Origin of the sequence: Roseinatronobacter sp. (assembly GCF_051859525.1) — a bacterium.
In the GTDB taxonomy this organism is placed as follows: domain Bacteria; phylum Pseudomonadota; class Alphaproteobacteria; order Rhodobacterales; family Rhodobacteraceae; genus Roseinatronobacter.
On the sequence record NZ_JBHYFM010000001.1, the window covers coordinates 322259 to 343653 of the forward strand.

Here is a 21395-nt window from a genome sequence, read left to right on the forward strand (position 1 = left end):
CGACAATAAAATTTACAGACCAACCGAACGGACCTGACCTGATGCGTTTTATCAAATCTTCCATCGTTTCGCGGCTTGGCATTGTGATGATGCTGTGTGTCGGGGGCATGCTGTGGGTGGCGTCCACTGCCCAGGCACAAGGCATGTTTTCACCGGCCCGCAAGGTCAATGACCGGATCATCACGAATTATGACGTCGCCCAACGCGTGGCGTTTCTTGAATTGCTGAATACAGGCGCTGCCGATATGCGCGAGGAAGCGTTGACACGGCTGACCGAAGAAGCGGTGCAACAGGAGTATGCGCGCCGTCAGGGCATTCGTGTAACCAGCGACGAGGTGGCCGAGGGGATGGCAGAATTCGCCGCCCGCGTGGAGCTGAGCGTGGAGGAGGTTCTGGACGTAATGCGCGAAAGCGGTGTCGATGCCGAGACATTCCGCCAATTCGTGACCGTTGGCCTGTTATGGCGCAAGGTAGCCGAACGTGAATTCCCCGGTGTTGTTTCCGTGACCGACAGTGATGTGGCGCGCGCACGCGATGTGGCCGCCATTCGCGGCACAACGCGGGTTCTGGTCTCCGAGATATTCCTGCCCAGCGATCCGGAATTCGCCGATGCCGTAAGCCAGATCATGGAAATGATCGAGGCCGCGCGCACAGCCGAGGAATTTTCGGCCCTTGCGCGGGAATTCTCGCTTGCGGGGACGCGCGATCAGGGCGGGCGTCTGGACTGGATGCCATTGGAAAACCTGCCGGGTAATATTGCCGCGCCGCTTTCTGTCGCCAGCCCCGGCCAGATTATCGGCCCGTTGGAACTCAGCGGTGCATTCGCCTATTTCCAGCTTCGCGCAAGTGACAGCACCCGCGATATTCCCGCCGATCAGATCGAGCTGACCTATAAGCGGCTGTTGTTGCCGGGCGGGCGCAGCCAGTCCAACCTTGACCGCGTGGCGCGTATCAGTGCGGGGGTGCGCAGCTGCCCTGAACTGGGCGGCTTTGCCAGAGATCTGAGGGATGAAGCGCTGAGCGAGGTTACCGACCTGCAACGCAACATCCCGCAATCCGACGCAGTAGAGCTTGCGCGTCTTGATCGCAACGAAGTGTCAGCCAACACGGTCGAGGGGAACAATCTGGTCGTGCTGATGCTGTGCGCACGCGAACTTCAATTTGAAGACCGCCCAAGCGACAGCCGCCTGAACGACATATTGTTTGACCAGCGCATTGGCCGCATGGCTGATGTGAAATTGCAGGAACTGGTCGCTGACGCGGATATCCGCGAATATTGATATCACGTCCGGTTCCCGCCCGGTGCTTTGCAAGGGTCGCGAACCGGGGGCTGGACGCATAAAAACAAGGGCCGCATGTTGTCATGCGGCCCTTGTTTTATGTCTCCTCCTCGGATGAACGCGCACCGCGTTCGCGGTAGGGGGTCGTGTTATAATGCGCACGGTAGCATTTTGAAAAATGCGAGGGCGAGGTGAACCCCGAGGCCAGCGCCACGTTAATCACACTCATATCTGTTTGCATCAGCAGGTTGCGGGCGCGTTCCAGACGCAGTTCCGTGTAATACCGTTTCGGGCTTCGGTTCAGATACCTGCGAAACAGGCGTTCCAGCTGGCGGGTGGACATGTCCACCTCCTCGGCCAGATCGGCGGGGCTGATCGGGTCCTCGATATGGCTTTCCATGATTTCGATGACGCGCGCCAGCTTCGGGTGGCGCACGCCAATGCGTGCGGGGATCGACAAGCGCTGCGTATCGCGATTCGTCCGGATGGATGAATAAATCAGCTGGTCGGCCACTGAATTGGCCAAGGGGCTGCCGTGTTCATTGGCGATCATCGTCAGCAGCATGTCCAGCGCTGCCATACCCCCCGCAGATGTCACGCGCGTCCCGTCAATCACAAAAACGGACTTTGTCAGGTCGATTTCCGGAAAATCCTCGGCAAAGCCGGTGTGGTTTTCCCAATGGATGGTCGCGCGCCGGTTGTCCAGCAAGCCCGCTTTGGCCAAGGCCCAGCCGCCGGTGCAGATGCCGCCGATAATATTGCCATAACGTGCCCTTTTGCGCAGCCATGCCAGAATCGCGGGTGTGGTCGCGCGTTTTGCATCGACCCCGCCGCACACAATGACGACAGATTCCTTGTGCAGGTTTTCCATGCCGGTTTGCACCGTGACCTGCGTTCCGTTGGAACAGGTCACGGGTTGGCCGTTCTCGCTGATCAACTGCCATGTGTATAAGGTGCGCCCTGCAACCCTGTTTGCCAGCCGCAACGGTTCAATCGCGGCGGCGAATGCGATCAGCGTGAACCTGTCCAGAAGCAGGAAAGCAAAATGGCGCGGTGTCATATCGGATGGTTTGGCTTTTTCCGATGGAATACCTGATGCAGGGGAATGTGTTTTCGTAGGGTTCGCCATCTTGGGTGCTGTATCATTCGTGATGGATATCGCAGGACACAATCAGCTTTCATTCAGTGTGACAAGTCCAATCGTGTTTGCATACCTGGCCCTGCCTTCGTATAGATGCACCTGCGGTGCGACCGCTAACACATCGGATCAAGAAAAACCGGAGGGTGCCATGACCAATGGCTGGACGAAATCAACCTGGCGCAACAAGCCCCGGATCCAGATGCCCGATTATCCGGATCAGCAGGCGCTGGCCGCTGTCGAAGGGCAGCTGTCGAAATACCCGCCGCTGGTATTCGCGGGCGAAGTGCGCGCATTGAAGCGCAAGCTGGGCGCCGCCGCCAAAGGCGAGGCCTTTTTGCTGCAAGGTGGCGATTGCGCCGAGAGTTTTTCCGAATTTACCGCCGACAGCATCCGCGACACATTCAAGGTGTTGTTGCAGATGGCCATCGTGCTGACCTACGGGGCAAAAGTGCCGGTGGTCAAGGTCGGGCGCATGGCGGGCCAGTTCGCCAAACCACGCTCTGCGCCTATGGAAACTGTGGGCGGGGTGGAACTGCCCAGCTATCGCGGTGACATCATCAACGGGTTTGATTTTACCGCCGAAGCCCGCATCCCCGACCCGAACCGCATGTTGCAAGCCTATACACAGGCGGCAGCCAGCCTGAACCTGTTGCGCGCCTTCTCCAAGGGGGGGTATGCCGATATGCACCGCGTCCATAACTGGACGCTGGGCTTTGCCAGTGGCGACAAGGCAGAACGCTACCGCGAAATGACCACCCGTATTTCCGACACGCTGGACTTTCTGACGGCTGCGGGCATCACATCGGACACGAACAAGGATCTGGCCGAGGTGGATTTCTTCACCAGCCATGAAGCGCTGTTGCTGGAATATGAAGAAGCGCTGTGCCGCATCGATTCCACCTCGGGTATGCCGGTGGCGGGGTCCGGGCATCTGATCTGGATCGGGGACCGCACCCGCCAGCCGGATGGGGCACATGTCGAATTCTGCACAGGGGTTCAGAACCCGATCGGCCTGAAATGCGGGCCGTCCCTGACAGCGGACGACCTGAAGGCGCTTATCGCGAAGCTGAACCCCGAAAACGAGGCGGGACGCCTGACATTGATTGCGCGGTTCGGTGCGGGAACTGTTGGCGACCATCTGCCGCGCCTGATCAAGGCGGTTCAGGAAGAAGGGGCGAATGTGCTTTGGACCTGCGATCCGATGCACGGGAACACCATCAAGTCCTCAACCGGATACAAGACACGGCCGTTTGATTCGGTTTTGCGCGAAGTGTGCGAGTTTTTCGCGGTGCATAACGCAGAAGGCACCATTCCCGGCGGCGTCCATTTTGAAATGACCGGCAAGGATGTGACGGAATGCACCGGCGGCCTGCGCGCTGTGTCCGACGAAGACCTGTCGCAGCGCTATCACACCGCCTGCGACCCGCGCCTGAATGCCAGCCAGTCGCTGGAACTGGCGTTTCTGGTGGCAGAAGAACTGGTCGGGCGGCGGAACAAGCTGGCCGCAGCAATCTAGATTGCGTTGCGCAAAATCGCCTTCAGGTTCTGCGCATCCCGTTTTGACATGAATAAAGGCGCTGAACCTTGTGTTCCAGCGCCTTTATTTTACTGGCCGCAGCCGTGACCGCGGTTACGCCTTGCCGCCCTTGATCACGCGCAGGAAGGGGGCTTTTGTCAGGGACATGTCCGGTTCGGGCTGAACTTCCGGGGCGGCCAGACCAAACCGGCGCGGTGTGCGGCCAATGTCGCCTTCATGCCCTATAACGCCCAGAATGCGGCAAATCTGGCCTTTGCTGTCGCATAGGGGCATCATCGCCAGCATGCCATCCAGCGCGGGCCTGCCCAGTCCTGTTTCGCCCTGCAGGGACAGGGTGACGCGCGCGCCGCGGCTGACTTGTTCGCAGGCCAACATGATTTCTTCGCGGGCTGGGCCGGAAAACAGGGTTGTCAGGGGCATGCCGCGCATGTCCAGTCCGGTCATGTCCTCTATGTGGTGGCCGATGATGCGCAGGCGTGCAACCCGTGGCGTGACCAGTTCAGCCAGAAACACATGTGACAGAACGTCTGACAGCGCGCGCGCATCAACCAGTATGCGGTCGGGGGCCTGTCCTGTTTTGGGCAGGGACGCCCAATAGGCGCAAACGCGGCTGATCATCGGAAAACGCGCTTGGTCCTGTGTCGCGCCCGAAGGCGTGGCATGTGTTGGTGTGAATGCAGATTCGGTCATCGGTCTACCTTTCAGATCGGCGGAACTTCGTTGTGCAGCGTGGGGCGGGGCCAGAATTTCCTGCTTCTGCGGATTTCATATTCTGGCTACATGTCTTAATAAGGCATGAATAGCGCAGATTTTTCCCAATTTCTGCCACAATTTGCCTAGATGGTTAACGCGCGTGCCGCAGGCAAACATTTCTAAGGGCTGCACAGGCATTATTTGCAAGGAACAACCCATGTATTCGATGACTGGTTTTGCCGGCAAAACAACTTCAGTGTCCGTTGACGGATTTGACCTTAACCTTGAATGGGATATCCGTTCGGTAAACGGGCGGGGGCTGGACATACGCGTGCGTGTTCCAGAAGGTATTGGCTTTATTGAGAAAAAACTGCGCGACCGGCTGGCTGAATCCGTGGTGCGGGGCAATGTGTCGGTCACATTGAAGGCAGGTTTCCGCGGGGCGGCGGCCATTGGAATGATCGACCATGCCGTGCTGGATTCCGTGCTCTCGGGGTTGACGGCTGTCACTGCCAAGGCGCAGTCGATCGGGGTGCAACTGTCGGCACCAACGGCGCTGGACGTGTTGGGATGGCGCGCGGTGCTACCTGCCGGACATGATTTTGCCGCATTTGATCAGGCGAATCTGGGCCGGATTGTGGCGCAAGACTTCGAGGCGCTGTTGCAGGACTTCAATCTTATGCGCCATGATGAAGGGCAGAAACTTGGCCAGGTCATTGACAGAATGCTTGACCAGATTGCCGCCCTGACCACTGCCGCGCGCGACATCTTGCCCGAACGCAGGCTGGCACTGGCAGAATCGCTGCAAAAAGCCGCCGCGCATGTGCACGACGCCATGCGTCCGGATGGCGTGCGGCTGGAACAGGAACTGGCGCTGATTGCGATCAAGGCCGATGTCACCGAAGAACTTGACCGGCTTGATGCGCATTGCGCCGCAGCAAGGGAATTGCTGCAAAAAGACGGGGGTGTCGGACGCAGGCTTGATTTTCTGACGCAGGAATTCAACCGCGAGGCCAATACCCTGTGTTCCAAAGCCCAGCATATCGGACTCAGCAGGATTGGACTTGAACTAAAAGCCGTGATCGATCAGATGCGCGAGCAAGTTCAAAACCTGGAGTAACCACAATGTCACGACGCGGCCTGCTGATCATCCTGTCCTCTCCTTCAGGTGCAGGGAAATCAACTTTGGCCAAGCGATTGATGCTTTGGGACCCGTCCATCCGGTTTTCGGTATCTGCCACCACGCGCGCCCCCCGACCGGGCGAAGTGGACGGGAGAGAGTATTACTTCCGCTCGCGCGAGGAATTCACCGCGATGATTGCCAGCGGGGACATGCTGGAACATGCTGAAGTGTTCGGAAATTACTACGGATCGCCCAAGGGCCCCGTCGAACAGGCCATGAGTGAGGGGCGCGACACCCTGTTCGATATTGACTGGCAGGGCGGGCAGCAAGTGCGCAATTCGTCCTTGGGCAAGGATGTCATTTCGATCTTTGTGCTGCCGCCATCGATTGCGGAACTTGAATCGCGCCTTCGTGGCCGTGCGCAGGACAGTGATGACGTGATCGCCGGGCGCATGCAAAAATCGCGCGATGAAATCAGCCACTGGGCCGAATATGATTACGTTCTGGTCAATGACGACCTTGATCAGACAGAACAAGCCCTGTGCCGTATCATCGAGGCCGAGCGTCAGCGCCGCGACCGCCAGCCGTGGCTGAACGAATTTGTGCGCACCCTGAACACCGAATTCGAGGCCCGCAAACCCTGAGATTGCGCATCTGCCCGCGCCGCCCTGTGTGGATTTCATGCCAGCGGTGAGAAATTACGCAAAGCGTGGGGTGAAAATGTAAATTAAATTGCCGCGATCTGTTTACGATTGGTTATCATCTTTGGGCTAGTGTGCGTATTGGGCAAACGTAGGTTTTCAAGATGCTGATTTTTCCATTGGTGGTTGCAGTCGTGACGGCTTTTTGTGGCGCTGTATTTGTGCTGCTGGCCGGGTATGGTGTGGTCTGGGCCTTTATCGGCTATAGCGTGATAGGCAGTGTCAGCTTGTTGCTGGCGTCCCTGATGGTTGCCGGCGTTGACGGGCAGCGCTGCAATGGTTCACACGGCGGCGCGATCTGACGCGGTTCCAGAAGCGCCGATCTGCGCTGCCGGTGTTGTGTTGAAACGGACACGCAGCGCATTGTCGGTTTCAATATTTATCCGGTCTGTCAGTGGCAGTTGAAACCGCCCTTGACCGTTTTGCATTTGGTGATGTCGTGCTGCATACTACAGCAAACATCTGACCAAGGCAGGCCATCATGCAAAGTGACATTACGACCCGCAAGGCGCTGGCGCGTTCTCAGGCGGGTATGCGCAGAAACGCCGCGTTCCTGTCCGACCAGTCAGGGCGCGATGTCGCCGCTGCAACAACTGCGTTTCGTCAGCTTCTGGAGGCACGGTTCGGCGCCGGATTGCCAGAAATCGTGTTGGCCGGATATATGCCGATGCGGTCTGAAATTAGCCCCTTATCTATTATGCAGGGGCATTCTGGTCCTGTATGCGTGCCGGTCATCAAGGGGCGCGGCCAGCCGCTGGAGTTTCACAGATGGACTGTGGACATGCCGATGGTGGAAGGAACCTTCAAGGCGCTTATCCCTGCGCAACGTGACCCCTTGACGCCTGCCGCGCTGATCGTGCCGCTACTGGCCTATGACAGCAACGGCTACAGATTGGGGTATGGCGGCGGTTTCTATGACCGCACATTGGAAAAATTGCGCAAGGCCGGTCCCGTGCTGGCCGTCGGGCTGGCATTCGATGCGCAATTTTGCACGGATCTGCCGCTGGAGGAAACTGACCAACAGCTTGACGCCGTGGTCACCGGCAGCGGCGTTGTGTGGTCAAAGTCGCAGTAATGCCAGCGAGGGGGCGGGGGTGGCGAACAGCTGGCTTCTTGGCCCGTCGCGGCCCTTATTCCGCGCCGACAACGCGCTGAAAGGCCTTCTCGTCATCATCCAGATCGTCCGGCGTTACGGGCGTCAGTGGAAATTCTTCCTCGGGCAGCCCTTCGCGGGACAGCAGCACCGCGACGGGGCGCGCCGCGGGTATGTGCGAACACACGATCATGACCACAACCATGAACGGCACCGCCAGAAACATGCCGGGTATGCCCCAGACAGCGCCCCAGAATGCCAGTGAAATGATGATCCCGAAGGATGACAGGCGCAGCGTTTTGCCCATCAGCATGGGGTCAATGACATTGCCCAGCAGAAACTGCGCCATACCCGCCAAAACAAAAATCAAAATAGCCGTAGAGGGTTCTGTCACCTGAATATAGGCCACCAGCGTAACAATAAGTGTCGCAATGATGGAGCCTACAGAAGGAATGAAATTCAGCACAAAGGTCAACAACCCCATTGCGGCCGCGAATTGAAGGTCAAAGACCTTCATAATCAGGAAGACCACAACGCCGGTCACACTGCTGATCAGCGTCTTTACCAGAAGATAGCGGTTCACCCGCCGGATGATCGACCCGATGATCGCATTCACGCGCTGCGCCTGTGCCTTATGGGTCATCAGGTTTTCCAGCTTGGTGTCGAACCAGACCCGTTCGGCAAACATGAACCCGACAAACAGGATAATCAGCACAGACTGGCTTAGGATTGTGCCGGCCTGACCGGCGGCAGACCGCAAATAGCCCGAGATTTCGATACTGCGCATGGTTTGCAGGACGGATTGCTCCACATCCTCGCCCATCCATGAAAACATCTGCGCAATCGCGCTTTGTGCGTCATCGGTATAGGACAATGTTGTGGTCAGCACCGTGTTGATCTGCGAAATCACCAGCCCCGCCAGCGTCAGCAATCCGGACGCGATCAGGAACACTGCCGCGACCGAGGCAAGCCAGTTGGTGATCCGGAAATTGCCCAACCGCAGACGCGAGATTGAATTAATGGCATCCGACGTCAATGAAAACAGGATGATTGCAATCGCCAGTGCAATCAGAATGAACTTCGCCTGCACCAGCAGGAACAGGATCACCGCAAAGGCAATAATGCCCATCAACCATGTTTGCAGCCTGAATTTTTCGCCGAATGTCAGGCGGCTGACGGTCGATACGCGAGAGTTTTGCGGTTGGTCTGGCATCTGGTCCTGAATATCTGACGGTGCGGCACGATTATCTGTAACTATGGGCCTGAATGTGGCAACGCACAACCCCGCGCGCATGCCGTGCCGTTGCAAAATACCTGCGGCTTACGGGGTCGTGCGCAGGATATAGGCGGCGATCGCGTCCAGTTCCGCCTTCTCCAGTTGTTGAAGGCTGTGGACCACCGCCGCCATTGACCCGCCGACGACATCAAAATCCGGCGTGAAGCCGCTTTCAAGATAGGCGCTTATATCGAAATGCGTCCAGTCAAAATCCGGCCCCGCGATTGCCGGAATGCGCCCCTGACCGGACGGGTTGGGGGCGCCCAGCATCCATTGGCTGGTATCAAGTGCACCAAGGGCGTTGCGCGGCGTGTGGCATTCTGCGCAATGCGCCAGCGCTTCCGACAGGTAGCGCCCGCGCGCCTCCACCTCGGTCAGGTCGCCGGTGATTGTCCAGCCATCGTCCAGAAACAGCGTTTTCCACAGCCCGACACTGCGCCTTATGTTGAACGGAAACGCCAGATCATGCGCGCGTGACGGCGTGGCGTCAGTGGGCAGGGTGGCCATGAACGCGTATAAATCGACAATATCCTGCGGGTCTGCCTTTATATACGCGGTATAGGGGAAGGCCGGATAATAATGTTGCCCATCCGGTGACACACCCGCCATGACGGCATTGACGAAGTCATCTTGCGACCACGTGCCTATGCCATGCGTGGGGTCAGTGCTGATATTCGGGGCATAGAATGTCCCGAAATCGGACAGGAATTCCCGCCCGCCTGCCAGGACCAGGGGGTCGGCATCCGGTCCGGGCGCGGTATGGCAGGATGCGCAGCCTGCCGCGTGGAAAACGGCCTCTCCGTTTTCTGCGTCGCCTGTCAGACCAGCCAGCCGCGCGGCCGAAACGGGTGCGGGCGCGGAAACCCACCACAGGGCCGCAGCGGCAGCCAGCCCGCCAATGGCCAACACGGCCAGAACCGGTTTCCTGCTTCGGGGTTTGGGGTCAGATGCGGTCATAATGGCAATGCATTCGGGTCTGTTTCAATTCCACGCCAGACCCCGCGCGACACAGCCACGCGGGTATATCGGTCCGGATACTCAAGCGGGGCCGCGTCAGCCGGCTTCCGCGCGATAGGTCTGGTGGCAGGCCTGACACGCCCCGCCAAGCGCGCCCACTGCCGGACGCAGCGCGTCCAGCCCGTCGCCTGCGACGGCTTGCACCGCCTCGGCGGCATCCTGCAAGGCACCAAATTTCGAGACAAAATCGTCAAGATTCTCCCAGATGGCGGGCAGGGCGCGTGTGCCCTCGACACTGTCGGAATCCGTGCCTTCCGGCCACAGACGGCTTTGGTCATGGCGTGTGATATGAAACAGGTTGTCGGCGGCGGTTTGCGCTAGATCGGCATCATAATCGACCCGTCCCTGCGCCATGCCGCCCAGAACGGCAAAATTATGGACGATCAGGTTGAACTGGCCCTGCCGCTGCCCGATTTCGGGATTTTCCTGTGCCAGGGCGGGCATGGCAAGAAAGCTGCAAATCAGGCTTGCGCCAAATACGGAACGTGGCTTCATGAATATCCCTCGGACTGGTTGACACTACCTGTGTCACCTTACGGGGCCGACAGCGAAGATCAACACACGGGCGCGTGATGCGCCCCTCAGGTGAAGCGCACCTTGCCAATATAGGGCAGGTTGCGGTTTCGTTGGGCATAGTCGATTCCGTAGCCCACCACAAATTCATCCGGGATCTCGAATCCGGTCCATCGGGCGCGAATGTCCATTTCACGCCGTGACGGCTTGTCCAGCAGCGCGCAGACTTCCAGCCGCGCAGGGCTGCGCGCCAGCAGCATTTGCAACACATGGCTAAGTGTGTAGCCAGTATCCACGATATCCTCGACCACCAGCACATCACGACCCGCAATCTTGCCGCTAAGGTCTTTCAGAATGCGCACTTCGCGCGATGACTGGGTGGAGCTGCCATAGCTGGACGCTTCCAGAAAATCGACCTCGACCGGCAGGTCGATTTCGCGCACCAGATCCGCGATGAACACGAATGACCCGCGCAGCAATCCCACCACAACCAGCTTTTCGGTTCCCGCAAAATCGCGGGTGATTTCGCTTGCCAGCTCCTCGACACGCGCCGCGATTTGTTTGGCGCTGATCATCTGGTCTATGACATAGGGTTTTTGCGTCATTTCGGCCTCTTGATTTTTCGGGCCGACTTTAGGACATGTGCACAACACAGAAAAGAGCGAACACATGCCCCAGCATCATGAACACCGCAATATGCCCTATACCGCGCAGCAGATTTTCGATCTGGTGGCTGATGTTGCGCGCTATCCTGAATTTCTGCCATGGACTGCCGCCGCACGCATCCGGTCGCGCAAACCCATCGAGGGCGGGGAGGAGATGGAGGCAGATCTGGTCATTTCCTTCAAGGTATTCCGTGAACGCTTTGGCAGTCGCGTCAAGCTGTTCCCCGAAAAGGGGGAAATCGACACTGCCTATATTGACGGCCCGTTCAAATACATGCTGTCGCGCTGGCAGGTGCAGGACAATCCTGCGGGCGGCTGCGTGGTGGATTTCCATGTCGATTTCGAATTCCGCAACCCCGTCCTGCAAAGGCTGATCGGCGTCGTGTTCGATCAGGCCATGCGCCGCATCGTGGGCGCGTTCGAGGCGCGGGCGAAGGCCCTTTACGGCTGATCTTGGGCGCGCAGGGCCTGCACCAGCAGGCCGAATGCGTGCGCAACCGTGGCCTGCCGGACATTTGCCCTGCCTGTTGGCCCAAACTCGACCGTTTCCACATGGGTGCCCTTGGCATCGGCCAACGCAAAACAAACCCGCCCTTCGGGCTTGTGGTCCGACCCGCCGGGTCCGGCAATGCCGGTCACCGCCACGGCCACGCCCGCCGCGGACCGCGCAAGTGCCCCTTGCGCCATTTCGCGTGCCACCTGCTCGGATACGGCCCCGAACGCGTCCAGTGTTGCGGGCTGCACGCCCAGCATCTGCATCTTCGCCGCGTTTGAATAGGTGACAAAGCCGCGATCCACCACATCCGACGACCCCGCAACATCAGTCAGCGCGGCAATGATCATCCCACCCGTGCAGCTTTCGGCGGTGGCAATCATGACCTTGCGCGCGCGGGCCGCGCGCAACACATCTTCGGCCGTGGTCATATCATCAACACCCCATGCGCAAGTGCGGCCAGCGCAATCACGACCACCGCCGCAAAGGCCCCTGCGATCACATCATCCAGCATAACGCCCAATGGCGTATGCAGCCGGTCGGCCCAACCCACAGGGCCGGGTTTCAGAATGTCGAATGCCCGGAATGCCACAAATGCCACCACCCAGCCCGGCCACAGGGCTGTGACTGCGACGCCCTGCATCATTGCCCCGATGGACACGGGCCACAACGCCAGCCACATGCCCGCCACTTCATCGATGACAATCTCGGACGGGTCGGGGTCGGCCATGCCGCGGGTTTCCTGAATGGTCACCCACCACCCCAAAAGGAAGGCCAGCACCGTGGCCAGTGCCAGCAGCCAGAACCCGCCCAGCACATGCAGCCCCCATGCCACCGGCAGCGCGGCCAGTGTGCCCCATGTCCCGGGTGCGGGCCGCAGCAGGCCCGCCCCGAAGAATGTTGCGATCAGACGTGTCATGCGCATCCCGCACTCCTTTTCATCTTGCCCCCAATACTCTCAGGGGGTGAATGGGCCGCAGGCCCAGAGGGGGCAGAATGCCCCTTCACGAACCTTGCCATTGTGCAACCTCACTGTGCAATCAGGCACGCGGTCGCAAGCGCTGCAATGCCTTCCGCGCGGCCGGTGAAGCCCAGCTTTTCCGACGTGGTTGCCTTCACGCTGATGCGTGCTGCATCAACGCCCATGATATCTGCCAGCGCGTGGCGCATGGCTTGGGCATGCGGGCCGATCTTGGGGTATTCGCAAATCAGGGTGACATCGCAATTTCCAATGCCGAAGCCCCGCGCGCGCGCAAGTTCCACCGCATGGCGCAGGAAAATATGGCTTGCGGCGCCTTTCCATTGCGGGTCGCTTGGCGGGAAGTGCTGGCCGATATCCCCGTCCCCCAAGGCCCCGTATATGGCATCACTCAGCGCATGCATGCCGACATCGGCATCCGAATGGCCCTGCAAGCCGCGATCATGGGGGACCAGCACACCGCACAGCCAGCAGCCATTCCCCGCACCAAAACGGTGCACGTCAAATCCGTTTCCAAGCCTGACATCCATCGCGCGTCCTGTCCCTTCGCCTGAAGCTGTCCTGTTGCGCAAAATAAAATCCGCACGCTCAAGGTCCGCAGGATATGTCAGTTTGAAATTGTCTTCGCAACCTTGGGTTATGACAACGTCATGGCCTGCCAGACGTGCAATCGCAACGTCGTCATCGGCAGGGCCGGTATGGGTGCGATGCGCGGAATGGATCGCCGCAAAATTGAACCCCTGGGGCGTCTGGGCGCGGTACAGCCCGTCACGCGCCACGGTCCCGCCAACACGCCCGTCCGACCCTTGCCACAAGGCATCACTGACAGGCAGCGCAGGGGCCGCTGCGGTTGCGGTTTCAAGGGCGGCAAGAACGCCGTTGATGACAGCGCCAGATATGAGGGGGCGTGCGCCGTCATGGATCAGAACCTTGTCGGGCGGGTCCGGTGTCAGGGCGTCCAGTGCCGCGCGGACGGACTGGATGCGCGTTGCACCACCCGCCACAATCTGGACGCCGCGCAGGTCCAGCGCGTTGGCGCGGTCAAGATCATCAGGGTGCAGCACCAGAACCAGCCGCGCCAGCCCGCTGTTGCGCAGCGCATCCAGCGTGTGGGCCAGTACGGGACGGCCCGAAAGCAGGTGCCATTGTTTCGGCAGCCCGCCACCTGCGCGGGTGCCCCGTCCGGCGGCGACAATAATGGCGGCAATAGCGTCGGTCATCAGCGGGCCTCTTGGTTGGTGCTCAGCTATAGGCTGAAGCAGGGGGTGCTGACAATCCGCGCGTTGGCGGATTGTGTGTGCCTAAATATTGTGCGCATGCTGAAATTCGCGTCACGGGGTGGGCCAGTTCGTTTGCGCTTCGTGGTCCATTGGGTGTATGGCGGCTGTAGAAACTCTGGACAGGGCGCATGACAGCAACCGACACACCATTTGACAAGATCACGCTGGCAGGCGCTGGCACAGGCGTGGACATAACACCGCCTGTTTTATTGGCGCCGCTGGCGGGAATTACGGATCTGCCATTCCGCCGCGTGGTGGCGCGGTTCGGTGCGGGACTGGTGGTGTCCGAAATGGTTGCCAGTCAGGAAATGGTGCAGGCCAAACCGTCGATGCGCGCGCGTGCGCGCAGCGAGCTGGGGCTGGGAGAGGCGCGCACAGCGGTGCAGATCGCGGGCCGTGATCCGCACTGGATGGCGCAGGCCGCCCGCATGGTCGAGGATGGCGGGGCCGAGGTGATTGATATCAATATGGGCTGCCCCGCGAAGAAAGTTGTGGGCGGTATGTCCGGATCGGCGCTGATGCGCGAACCGGACCACGCCTTGCGTCTGGTTGACGCGGTTGTGGGGGCTGTGTCCATTCCGGTCACGCTGAAAACCCGTCTGGGCTGGGATGATGATTGCCTGAATGCCGCGCAACTGGTGGGGCGCGCTGCTGCCTCGGGTGTGCGTATGGTCACCATTCACGGACGCACCCGTTGCCAGTTCTACAAGGGACGGGCCAACTGGCGCGCGATTGGCGATGTGGTGCGCGCCGCCGGTATTCCGGTTATCGCCAATGGCGACATTATTTGTGCGGATACGGCGCGCATGGCCTTGTCGCAATCGGGTGCGGCGGGGGTCATGGTCGGGCGCGGTGCGCAGGGGCAGCCATGGGTTCTGGCGCAGATTGCCGCAGATCTGTTCGGGCAGCCGCACCCTGTTGTGCCGACAGGTCGCGCGTTGGTCGATCTGGTTGCCGCACATTATGAGGATATGCTGGCATTCTACGGCATTGCGCTGGGCATGAAGGTCGCGCGCAAGCATCTGGGCTGGTATACCCAGCAGGCGCAGGGATGTGCGCAGATCCGTCGCATGATCCAGACCTCGCACGATCCTGCGCAGGTTTTGGGGTTGCTGCCGGACGCATTGGTTCCGGTTGCGGATATGGGGCAGGCGGCATGACACCACCCGTCACCGGCGCAATCTGGTCCGCGCTTCCCCTGCCTGCCATGATGATCGGGTTGGTCAAGGGGCAGGAAACCATCGTAGACTGCAACCCCTCGGCCGAGCAGTTTCTGGGCCTGTCGCGGCGCGGGGTTCTGGACCGTGCGCTGACGCAGATCATGCAGATGGATGCCGCGCTGGATGTGGCGCTTGAACGCTGCCGCGACAATCGTGCGCCGGTGTTCATCAATGATGTGCATCTGACCATCGGCACCCGCACGCCGGTCCAGTGCGCCTTGCAGCTGGCGCTTATCGGCGACAGGCCTGATCTGGTCCTGATGCTGATAAACCCGCGCGAAATCGCGGGCAAGCTGGGGCAGGCCGAAGGCATACGCCAATCCGCGCGTTCAGTCATCGGCATGTCACAGATGCTGGCGCATGAAATCAAGAACCCGCTGGCAGGAATTGCAGGGGCGGCACAGCTTTTGTCCATGAACCTGCGCGCCGAGGATCGCGAACTGACCGACCTGATCGTTGAGGAAACCCAGCGTATTGTCAAACTCCTCAATCAGGTGGAACAGTTCGGCAACCAGCGGCCCCCCGATTGCGGGCCGGTCAATATCCATGATGTGCTGGAGCGCGCGCGCCGGTCCGCCGCCGTGGGTTTTGCCGCGCATATGCGCATCACCGACAGCTATGACCCGTCATTGCCGCCTGTCTGGGCCGATCCGGACCAGTTGCTGCAAGTGTTCCTGAACCTGCTGAAAAACGCGGCACAGGCGCAGCCCAAAGGCGGGCGCATCCGGATAAAGACCTATTTCGAGCAATCGTTGCGCGTGCGCGGTGGCCATGGCGAGGATGTGGCCCTGCCCATTCATATCGAGATTATAGATGACGGGCCGGGCCTGCCGGACGACATTGCCGGTGATGTGTTCGACCCGTTCGTGTCAGGGCGCGAGAATGGCACAGGCTTGGGGCTGGCGCTCGTGTCCAAGATCATATCGGCGCATACCGGCTGGATCAGCGTTGACAGCAAACCCGGCCGGACCGTGTTCCGGATTTCACTACCGCGCGCGCCGCAAGCGCCGCAACCGCCCAACCCAACGGAGTATGCCTGATGGACGGAACAGTCCTTGTCGCTGATGATGACCGCACAATCCGAACCGTGCTGACGCAGGCGCTGACGCGCGCCGGCTGCAAGGTGCACGCGACTTCCAGCCTGACTACGCTTCTGCGCTGGGTCGAGGAAGGGCGCGGTGATCTGGTCATCACCGATGTCATGATGCCGGACGGAAACGGCATCGAGATGATCCCGAAAATCAGTCAGGAACGCCCCGACCTGCCGGTGATCGTGATTTCCGCGCAAAACACCATCATGACCGCCATTCAGGCCAATGAGGTGGACGCGCATGATTACCTGCCCAAACCCTTCGACCTGCCGGAGCTGCTGAAACGGGCAGGGGCGGCGATGAAGAATCGCAGGCTTATGTCATCGACCGAAGTTGTGAACCGCCCTGCATCCGCCCCGCCCCGCGGCGATGTCCTGAGTATGGACGGCCTGCCGCTTGTCGGGCGCACACCTGTCATGCAGGAATTGTACCGGCTGATTGCGCGGGTCATCAATTCGGCCATGCCCGTATTGATAACGGGTGAATCCGGCACGGGAAAATCCCTGATTGCGCGCACCTTGCATGATTTGTCCGACCGTCGCGGCCAGCCCTTCATCAGCGCCACATCCGAAGATTTCCGGTCCCCCGACGGGGCGCAAACATTGCTGTCACGGGTGCGTGGCGGCACATTGCTGTTTGATGAGCTGGGCAGTTATGACGACGAGGCGCAGTTGCGCGCCGCGCGCGTTCTGGACATGGTGCAGGATGACGGCCCGCGCATTATGGCCACGGCGCAATCCAACCTTGCCAAAGCGCTGGCCGAAGGAAAACTGCGCGAAGATCTGTATTACCGCCTTGGCGGGGTCACGTTGAATGTGCCAGCCCTGCGCGAACGTATTGATGATCTGGAACCGCTGGCGCAGCATTTTCTGGGGCAGGCTGCCGAAGATGGCGCGATCCAGCGCAAACTATCGCCTGATGCGCTGGAACTTGTGCGTGCCTATTCTTGGCCCGGCAATGTCCGCCAGTTGCAAAATACCTTGCGCCGGCTGACATTGACGGGGGTGGAATCGTTGATTTCGCGCGGCGAAATGGAAGCGGCCCTGAAAAGCCAACCCAGCGCCGCAGCGATTGGCGCGAATTTCAGCGGCGAAACCCTGTCCGAGGCCGTCGCGCGGCATTTGCGGCGGTACTTTGACCTGCATGGTCAGGATCTGCCCCCGCCGGGCCTGCATGCGCGTATTCTGCGCGAGATCGAAACACCGCTGATTGAAATCGCGCTGGATGCGACAGGCGGCAATCAGGCGCGCTGCGCCGATCTGTTGGGAATTAACCGCAACACCCTGCGCAAGAAGATCACCGAACTGGAAATAGAAGTGTCGCGCAGGCGCAAATTGACATGACGACTGCGCGCTGCGCAGGACGCTGGCCTGTGCTGTCCGACTTTATGTGCCATTCGGTTCTTTGATGTAGAATTACCACAGTTGATGTGTCATTCTGGCCGCAACAGCGTTAAGCTGAATGTCAGGTCGGTGTTAATTCGACCACAGAATTGGTGGTAAGGTGCCTTGTCGGGACTGGATGTGACGCAAGAAACAGGGGCTTCGGGGCGCTTCGCACGCCTTTGGGATCAGCGGTTTTCAGCAGTTGCGACTGCATTGCTCATCTTGCTTGGGCCTGCCCTGGTCTTGTTGACGTTGCTTGCGCTTGGCCCGCTAAGTGAAAGCATCGAATCCAGTGGCCTGTTTCTGATACTGCTGGCGGATCTGGTCTATATCCTGATTGCGGCGGGGCTGGTGGCGGTTCGTGTCGCGCGGCTGATTGCCGCGCGCCGGTCCGACTCCGCTGGCTCCAAGCTGCATTTGCGCCTGTCAACATTGTTCGCGGCGATTGCCTTGGTGCCAACCATCACAGTTGCGGTTTTTGCGGCATTGACGGTGAATGTCGGTCTGGAAGGGTGGTTTTCCGACCGTGTGCAGCGCGTTGTCGGCGCATCTCTTGCCGCAGCCGAGGCGTATCAGTTTGAACAGGAACGCGACCTGCGCGTCGATACGCGTGAACTGGCGGAATATCTGGACACGGCGCGGCGTGTTTTTCCCTTCATGGATGAAGGGGATTTGCGCAATCTGTTGTCCGAAGGGCAGGCGGGTATTCAACGGGGCTTGCGGGTGGCGTTCGTCGTTGATGGCACGGGCGAGTTGCGGTCGCGCGGCGAGCGATCCTACAGGTTCAATTTCACCCCACCGGAGGCCGATGCGATTGTTGCATCGCGCGACGATATCGTCGTCATAAAAGACTGGCAAAACAACGAGTTTCGTGCCCTTTATGCGCTGAACAACTTTGTCGACCGCTACCTTTATGTCGCCCGGGAGGTTGACGGCGAAATCCTGTCACTTCTGGATGAAACACGCGAAACTGTGGCGCTGTATCAACAGCTTGAACAGGAACGCGGGCAGCTGCTGTTTCAGTTCGCGGCCCTGTATCTGGGTTTTGCGCTGATCCTGATTCTGGCGGCTGTGTGGTTGGGCCTGTCCTTTGCCGAACGCTTGGCGCGTCCGGTCGGGCGGCTGGCAGAAGCGGCGCAGCGCGTGGGCGGCGGTGATTTCAATGTGCAGGTCAGGCTGGCGCGCGGTGATGATGAAATTACGCTGCTGGGGCGGGTGTTCAACCAGATGACCACCCAGTTGAAAGGCCAGCATGAAGCGCTTGTTGAAAACAACCGCCAGATCGAAGCGCGACGCCGGCTGTTTGATTCCGTGTTGGGGTCCGTGACCGCAGGGGTTATCGGGCTGGACGCGCAGGGGCGGCTGGATTTCATTAACAAGGCTGGTGAAGCCCTGATCGAGGCGGACGCAGACCGCGCGCATGATTGCGCGCTGGCGGATGTGGTGCCCGAATTCGCCCCGTTGCTGGAACGCCTGCAAGGGGGTCCTGTCGCCCTTGGGCGCGTGCAGGAAGAAGTTCGGCTGTCCCGTTCGGGGCGACTGGAAACCCTGCTGGTGCGCGTGGCGGAACGGCGGCGCAGTGACGGGCGGCTGGAAGGGTATGTTGTCGCATTCGATGATGTCAGCGATCTGGTCAGTGCGCAGCGCATGGCCGCCTGGGGCGATGTGGCCCGTCGTATCGCCCATGAGATCAAGAACCCGCTGACACCGATCCAGTTGTCGGCCGAACGCATCGAACGGAAATTCGCGCGCAAGCTGGACACGGAAAACGCCGAAAGCCTGTCGCAGCTTACATCTGTTATTGTGCGGCAAACCAATGACTTGCGGCGCATTGTTGATGAATTTTCGCGCTTTGCGCGGATGCCTGAACCGGACCGCCGCCCGCATGATATTGTGGCGATCTTGCGTGACAGTGTGGTGTTACAGGAAAGTGGCCAGCCCGATGTGCGGTTCACGGCGGACCTGCCGGACGCCCCTTTGGTGCTGGACGTGGATGACACCATGATGGCGCAGGCCCTGACGAACCTGATAAAAAATGCAGGCGAGGCGACGCAGGCCAAGCGCGATGCGTCAGCGACCGCAGGCTATGTGCCGGAAATCCGCGTTGCATTGGCGCAACTGGATGCGGGCGTGCAGATCACGATTTGCGACAACGGGATCGGGCTGCCCGAAGACCGCGCCCGCCTGTTCGAGCCGTATGTGACAACCCGCGCCGAGGGGACCGGTCTTGGCCTGTCGATCGTGCGCAAGATTATCGAAGAACATGGCGGCACATTGCGGCTGGACGACGCGCCGGTGTTTGACGGCTGCGACCATCGCGGGGCCATGGCAGTGATAAACCTGCCGCTTCTGTCAAGTGCAGGACAGGACGGCACAGTTAGTGAAACAGTTTACAAGGAAGTTGGGGCATGAGTGACATCCTGATTGTCGATGACGAACGCGACATCCGCGAATTGATATCGGACATTCTGAAGGATGAAGGGTATTCGACGCGCCTTGCTGCGAATTCCGATCAGGCCATGGCCGAGGTGAACGCGAATGCGCCCGCACTTATGGTTCTGGATATCTGGCTGAAAGACAGCAAGATGGACGGGATTGACATTCTGATGAAGGTCAAGCGGTCCAACCCCGACATTCCCATCGTCATCATTTCCGGTCATGGCAATGTCGAAATTGCGGTCGCGGCGATCAAGCAGGGCGCCTATGACTTCATTGAAAAGCCCTTCAATATTGACAAACTGATGGTGGTGATAAACCGCGCGATGGAAGCATCGCGTCTGCGGCGGGAAAATCAGGACCTGCGCCGCCGCGATACGCATTCATCCGAACTGATTGGCGAAAGTCACGCGTTCCGCAACCTGTGCACGCAGCTGGAAAAGGTGACATATTCCAACGCGCGCATCATGTTCACCGGACCGGCCGGCAGTGGCAAGGAAGCGGCGGCGCGTTTTGTGCATGAGAATTCGGACCGCGCATCCGGTCCGTTTGTCTGTGTGTCCTCTGCTGCGGTGGAACCTGAACGTATGGAAGAAGTGCTGTTCGGGCGTGAAAGCGGTGATCGCGGTGTGGAACCGGGACTGCTGGAGCAGGCGCATGGGGGCGTTGTGTTCTTCGACGAAGTGGCCGACATGCCGTTGGGCACCCAGTCCAAGATTTTGCGGGTTCTGGTGGACCAGCAATTCACCCGTGTGGGCGGTGCCGATAAGGTCCGCGTCGATATGCGGGTGATGAGTGCGACAACCCATGACCTGACCGCATTGATCCGCGAAGGGCAGTTCCGTCAGGAATTGCTGGACCGGCTAAGTGTGGTGCCCGTGCGCGTTCCGGGTCTGGAGGAACGCCGCGAGGATATTCCCCTTCTGGCCACGCATTTCATTGATTTGTTGCATAAAACCCAAGGATTGCCGCGCCGCAGCCTTGAAGACGCGGCGCAGGCCCATTTGCAGACCATGCGCTGGCCCGGCAATATTCGCCAGTTGCGAAATGTCATCGAGCGTGCGTTGATTCTGGGCGAGGCATCTGCGCCGATCGGGCTTGCGGATTTGCAAAACGACAGCCGTACCCCGTCAGCAGACCATGATGACACGGCCAAGGTCATTCTGTCGGGCGCATTGACGGCGCTGCCGTTGCGTGAAGCGCGAGAGTTGTTTGAACGTGAATACCTGCTGTCACAAATCCACCGCTTTGGCGGCAATATCAGTCGTACAGCCAATTTTGTGGGGATGGAGCGGTCTGCCTTGCACCGGAAACTGAAATCCCTTGGTGTCAACACTTCTAAAAACGCAGGTTAGGGCGGGGATGCGGGGTGCGGGCCTGCGATGACATTGCTTGCATGCGCGCAGCAAGGCTGACAGAAGATGCTGTATGCGGCCACATCCTCTGGCCAAGCTGCGAAGGAGCATGCGCGC

21 protein-coding genes are annotated in these 21395 nt (G+C 59.7%); 12 read left to right on the forward strand and 9 right to left on the reverse strand.

All coding sequences use genetic code 11. The features are described 5' to 3' along the window. Nucleotides 1–41: 41 nt before the first annotated feature. The gene (locus ACTIE1_RS01570) at nucleotides 42–1280 is read left to right on the forward strand and encodes a peptidylprolyl isomerase (protein ID WP_439560131.1); all 1239 of its coding nucleotides are present in this window, start codon (nucleotides 42–44) and stop codon (nucleotides 1278–1280) included. A gap of 97 nt (nucleotides 1281–1377) precedes the next feature. On the opposite strand, the gene ACTIE1_RS01575 is transcribed toward ACTIE1_RS01570, so the two are convergent. Then, entirely contained in the window at nucleotides 1378–2409 is a 1032-nt protein-coding gene (locus ACTIE1_RS01575; RefSeq protein WP_439560130.1) for a GlxA family transcriptional regulator, read from the reverse strand. A 160-nt stretch (nucleotides 2410–2569) separates the two neighbouring features. On the opposite strand from ACTIE1_RS01575, the gene ACTIE1_RS01580 reads away from it, so the two are divergent. Next, nucleotides 2570–3937 carry a class II 3-deoxy-7-phosphoheptulonate synthase gene (locus ACTIE1_RS01580; protein ID WP_439560129.1) on the forward strand — a complete coding sequence of 456 codons (1368 nt, stop codon included), beginning with the start codon at nucleotides 2570–2572 and terminating at the stop codon, nucleotides 3935–3937. Between the two features lie 114 nt (nucleotides 3938–4051). On the opposite strand, the gene ACTIE1_RS01585 is transcribed toward ACTIE1_RS01580, so the two are convergent. Beyond that, nucleotides 4052–4648, reverse strand: coding sequence for a PAS domain-containing protein (locus ACTIE1_RS01585; RefSeq protein WP_439560128.1), 597 nt, complete (start codon nucleotides 4646–4648; stop codon nucleotides 4052–4054). Nucleotides 4649–4868: 220 nt separating this feature from the next. On the opposite strand from ACTIE1_RS01585, the gene ACTIE1_RS01590 reads away from it, so the two are divergent. The 4 genes from ACTIE1_RS01590 (at nucleotide 4869) to ACTIE1_RS01605 (ending at nucleotide 7550) form a co-directional block, all read left to right on the forward strand. Then, complete coding sequence (locus ACTIE1_RS01590) at nucleotides 4869–5771, forward strand: YicC/YloC family endoribonuclease (protein WP_439560127.1); 903 nt, start codon at nucleotides 4869–4871, stop codon at nucleotides 5769–5771. Between the two features lie 5 nt (nucleotides 5772–5776). Next, a complete protein-coding gene (gmk, locus tag ACTIE1_RS01595; RefSeq protein ID WP_439560126.1) occupies nucleotides 5777–6418 on the forward strand; it encodes a guanylate kinase in 642 nt (213 codons plus the stop codon). 161 nt (nucleotides 6419–6579) lie between these two features. After that, on the forward strand, nucleotides 6580–6777 hold the full coding sequence (locus ACTIE1_RS01600) for a hypothetical protein (RefSeq protein WP_439560125.1): 198 nt from the start codon (nucleotides 6580–6582) through the stop codon (nucleotides 6775–6777). Between the two features lie 179 nt (nucleotides 6778–6956). Then, the gene (locus tag ACTIE1_RS01605; RefSeq protein WP_439560124.1) at nucleotides 6957–7550 is read left to right on the forward strand and encodes a 5-formyltetrahydrofolate cyclo-ligase; all 594 of its coding nucleotides are present in this window, start codon (nucleotides 6957–6959) and stop codon (nucleotides 7548–7550) included. Between the two features lie 55 nt (nucleotides 7551–7605). Here the strand turns inward: ACTIE1_RS01605 and ACTIE1_RS01610 are convergent, their stop codons facing one another. The 4 genes from ACTIE1_RS01610 to hpt form a co-directional block, all read right to left on the reverse strand. After that, entirely contained in the window at nucleotides 7606–8697 is a 1092-nt protein-coding gene (locus tag ACTIE1_RS01610; RefSeq protein WP_439560559.1) for an AI-2E family transporter, read from the reverse strand. A 192-nt stretch (nucleotides 8698–8889) separates the two neighbouring features. Continuing rightward, nucleotides 8890–9801 (reverse strand): c-type cytochrome, encoded by a 912-nt coding sequence (locus ACTIE1_RS01615; protein WP_439560123.1) that lies wholly within the window; start codon nucleotides 9799–9801, stop codon nucleotides 8890–8892. A 96-nt stretch (nucleotides 9802–9897) separates the two neighbouring features. After that, a complete protein-coding gene (locus tag ACTIE1_RS01620; protein ID WP_439560122.1) occupies nucleotides 9898–10356 on the reverse strand; it encodes a c-type cytochrome in 459 nt (152 codons plus the stop codon). A gap of 86 nt (nucleotides 10357–10442) precedes the next feature. Continuing rightward, nucleotides 10443–10979 carry a hypoxanthine phosphoribosyltransferase gene (hpt, locus tag ACTIE1_RS01625; protein ID WP_439560121.1) on the reverse strand — a complete coding sequence of 179 codons (537 nt, stop codon included), beginning with the start codon at nucleotides 10977–10979 and terminating at the stop codon, nucleotides 10443–10445. 64 nt (nucleotides 10980–11043) lie between these two features. Here hpt and ACTIE1_RS01630 point away from each other — a divergent pair, with 64 nt between their 5' ends. Beyond that, on the forward strand, nucleotides 11044–11490 hold the full coding sequence (locus tag ACTIE1_RS01630; RefSeq protein WP_439560120.1) for a type II toxin-antitoxin system RatA family toxin: 447 nt from the start codon (nucleotides 11044–11046) through the stop codon (nucleotides 11488–11490). On the opposite strand, the gene ACTIE1_RS01635 is transcribed toward ACTIE1_RS01630, so the two are convergent. The 3 genes from ACTIE1_RS01635 to ACTIE1_RS01645 form a co-directional block, all read right to left on the reverse strand. Next, the gene (locus ACTIE1_RS01635; RefSeq protein WP_439560119.1) at nucleotides 11481–11963 is read right to left on the reverse strand and encodes a CinA family protein; all 483 of its coding nucleotides are present in this window, start codon (nucleotides 11961–11963) and stop codon (nucleotides 11481–11483) included. The two genes, ACTIE1_RS01630 and ACTIE1_RS01635, sit on opposite strands and share 10 nt — an antisense overlap. Next, nucleotides 11960–12457: a phosphatidylglycerophosphatase A family protein gene (locus ACTIE1_RS01640; RefSeq protein WP_439560118.1), complete on the reverse strand. Its 498-nt coding sequence runs from the start codon at nucleotides 12455–12457 to the stop codon at nucleotides 11960–11962. The genes ACTIE1_RS01635 and ACTIE1_RS01640 overlap by 4 nt, the downstream gene beginning before the upstream one ends. Nucleotides 12458–12561: 104 nt before the next feature. Next, nucleotides 12562–13731 carry a bifunctional 2-C-methyl-D-erythritol 4-phosphate cytidylyltransferase/2-C-methyl-D-erythritol 2,4-cyclodiphosphate synthase gene (locus tag ACTIE1_RS01645; RefSeq protein WP_439560117.1) on the reverse strand — a complete coding sequence of 390 codons (1170 nt, stop codon included), beginning with the start codon at nucleotides 13729–13731 and terminating at the stop codon, nucleotides 12562–12564. 188 nt (nucleotides 13732–13919) lie between these two features. Here ACTIE1_RS01645 and dusB point away from each other — a divergent pair, with 188 nt between their 5' ends. From dusB to ntrX, 5 genes are all read left to right on the forward strand, one after another. Continuing rightward, complete coding sequence (gene dusB, locus ACTIE1_RS01650; RefSeq protein WP_439560116.1) at nucleotides 13920–14951, forward strand: tRNA dihydrouridine synthase DusB; 1032 nt, start codon at nucleotides 13920–13922, stop codon at nucleotides 14949–14951. Further along, entirely contained in the window at nucleotides 14948–16051 is a 1104-nt protein-coding gene (locus ACTIE1_RS01655) for a two-component system sensor histidine kinase NtrB (protein WP_439560115.1), read from the forward strand. The genes dusB and ACTIE1_RS01655 overlap by 4 nt, the downstream gene beginning before the upstream one ends. Further along, nucleotides 16051–17445, forward strand: a complete 1395-nt coding sequence (locus tag ACTIE1_RS01660) for a response regulator (RefSeq protein ID WP_439560114.1) — start codon at nucleotides 16051–16053, stop codon at nucleotides 17443–17445. Before ACTIE1_RS01655 ends, ACTIE1_RS01660 begins: the two co-directional genes overlap by 1 nt. A gap of 174 nt (nucleotides 17446–17619) precedes the next feature. After that, on the forward strand, nucleotides 17620–19899 hold the full coding sequence (locus tag ACTIE1_RS01665) for an ATP-binding protein (RefSeq protein WP_439560558.1): 2280 nt from the start codon (nucleotides 17620–17622) through the stop codon (nucleotides 19897–19899). Beyond that, on the forward strand, nucleotides 19896–21278 hold the full coding sequence (gene ntrX, locus ACTIE1_RS01670; RefSeq protein ID WP_439560113.1) for a nitrogen assimilation response regulator NtrX: 1383 nt from the start codon (nucleotides 19896–19898) through the stop codon (nucleotides 21276–21278). The genes ACTIE1_RS01665 and ntrX overlap by 4 nt, the downstream gene beginning before the upstream one ends. The last annotated feature ends 117 nt before the right edge of the window (nucleotides 21279–21395 follow it).

Bases quoted from the DNA above. Each gene is read 5' to 3' on its own strand.
- ACTIE1_RS01585 (WP_439560128.1), bottom strand. From the start codon at position 4,648: ATGACCGAATCTGCATTCACACCAACACATGCCACGCCTTCGGGCGCG.
- ACTIE1_RS01610 (WP_439560559.1), bottom strand. From the start codon at position 8,697: ATGGGCATTATTGCCTTTGCGGTGATCCTGTTCCTGCTGGTGCAGGCG.
- ACTIE1_RS01580 (WP_439560129.1), top strand. From the start codon at position 2,570: ATGACCAATGGCTGGACGAAATCAACCTGGCGCAACAAGCCCCGGATC.
- ACTIE1_RS01620 (WP_439560122.1), bottom strand. From the start codon at position 10,356: ATGAAGCCACGTTCCGTATTTGGCGCAAGCCTGATTTGCAGCTTTCTT.
- ACTIE1_RS01645 (WP_439560117.1), bottom strand. From the start codon at position 13,731: ATGACCGACGCTATTGCCGCCATTATTGTCGCCGCCGGACGGGGCACC.
- ACTIE1_RS01590 (WP_439560127.1), top strand. From the start codon at position 4,869: ATGTATTCGATGACTGGTTTTGCCGGCAAAACAACTTCAGTGTCCGTT.
- ACTIE1_RS01630 (WP_439560120.1), top strand. From the start codon at position 11,044: ATGCCCCAGCATCATGAACACCGCAATATGCCCTATACCGCGCAGCAG.
- ACTIE1_RS01635 (WP_439560119.1), bottom strand. From the start codon at position 11,963: ATGACCACGGCCGAAGATGTGTTGCGCGCGGCCCGCGCGCGCAAGGTC.
- ACTIE1_RS01575 (WP_439560130.1), bottom strand. From the start codon at position 2,409: ATGGCGAACCCTACGAAAACACATTCCCCTGCATCAGGTATTCCATCG.
- ACTIE1_RS01640 (WP_439560118.1), bottom strand. From the start codon at position 12,457: ATGCGCATGACACGTCTGATCGCAACATTCTTCGGGGCGGGCCTGCTG.
- ntrX (WP_439560113.1), top strand. From the start codon at position 19,896: ATGAGTGACATCCTGATTGTCGATGACGAACGCGACATCCGCGAATTG.
- ACTIE1_RS01605 (WP_439560124.1), top strand. From the start codon at position 6,957: ATGCAAAGTGACATTACGACCCGCAAGGCGCTGGCGCGTTCTCAGGCG.
- ACTIE1_RS01600 (WP_439560125.1), top strand. From the start codon at position 6,580: ATGCTGATTTTTCCATTGGTGGTTGCAGTCGTGACGGCTTTTTGTGGC.
- ACTIE1_RS01570 (WP_439560131.1), top strand. From the start codon at position 42: ATGCGTTTTATCAAATCTTCCATCGTTTCGCGGCTTGGCATTGTGATG.
- ACTIE1_RS01615 (WP_439560123.1), bottom strand. From the start codon at position 9,801: ATGACCGCATCTGACCCCAAACCCCGAAGCAGGAAACCGGTTCTGGCC.
- dusB (WP_439560116.1), top strand. From the start codon at position 13,920: ATGACAGCAACCGACACACCATTTGACAAGATCACGCTGGCAGGCGCT.
- ACTIE1_RS01655 (WP_439560115.1), top strand. From the start codon at position 14,948: ATGACACCACCCGTCACCGGCGCAATCTGGTCCGCGCTTCCCCTGCCT.
- gmk (WP_439560126.1), top strand. From the start codon at position 5,777: ATGTCACGACGCGGCCTGCTGATCATCCTGTCCTCTCCTTCAGGTGCA.
- hpt (WP_439560121.1), bottom strand. From the start codon at position 10,979: ATGACGCAAAAACCCTATGTCATAGACCAGATGATCAGCGCCAAACAA.
- ACTIE1_RS01660 (WP_439560114.1), top strand. From the start codon at position 16,051: ATGGACGGAACAGTCCTTGTCGCTGATGATGACCGCACAATCCGAACC.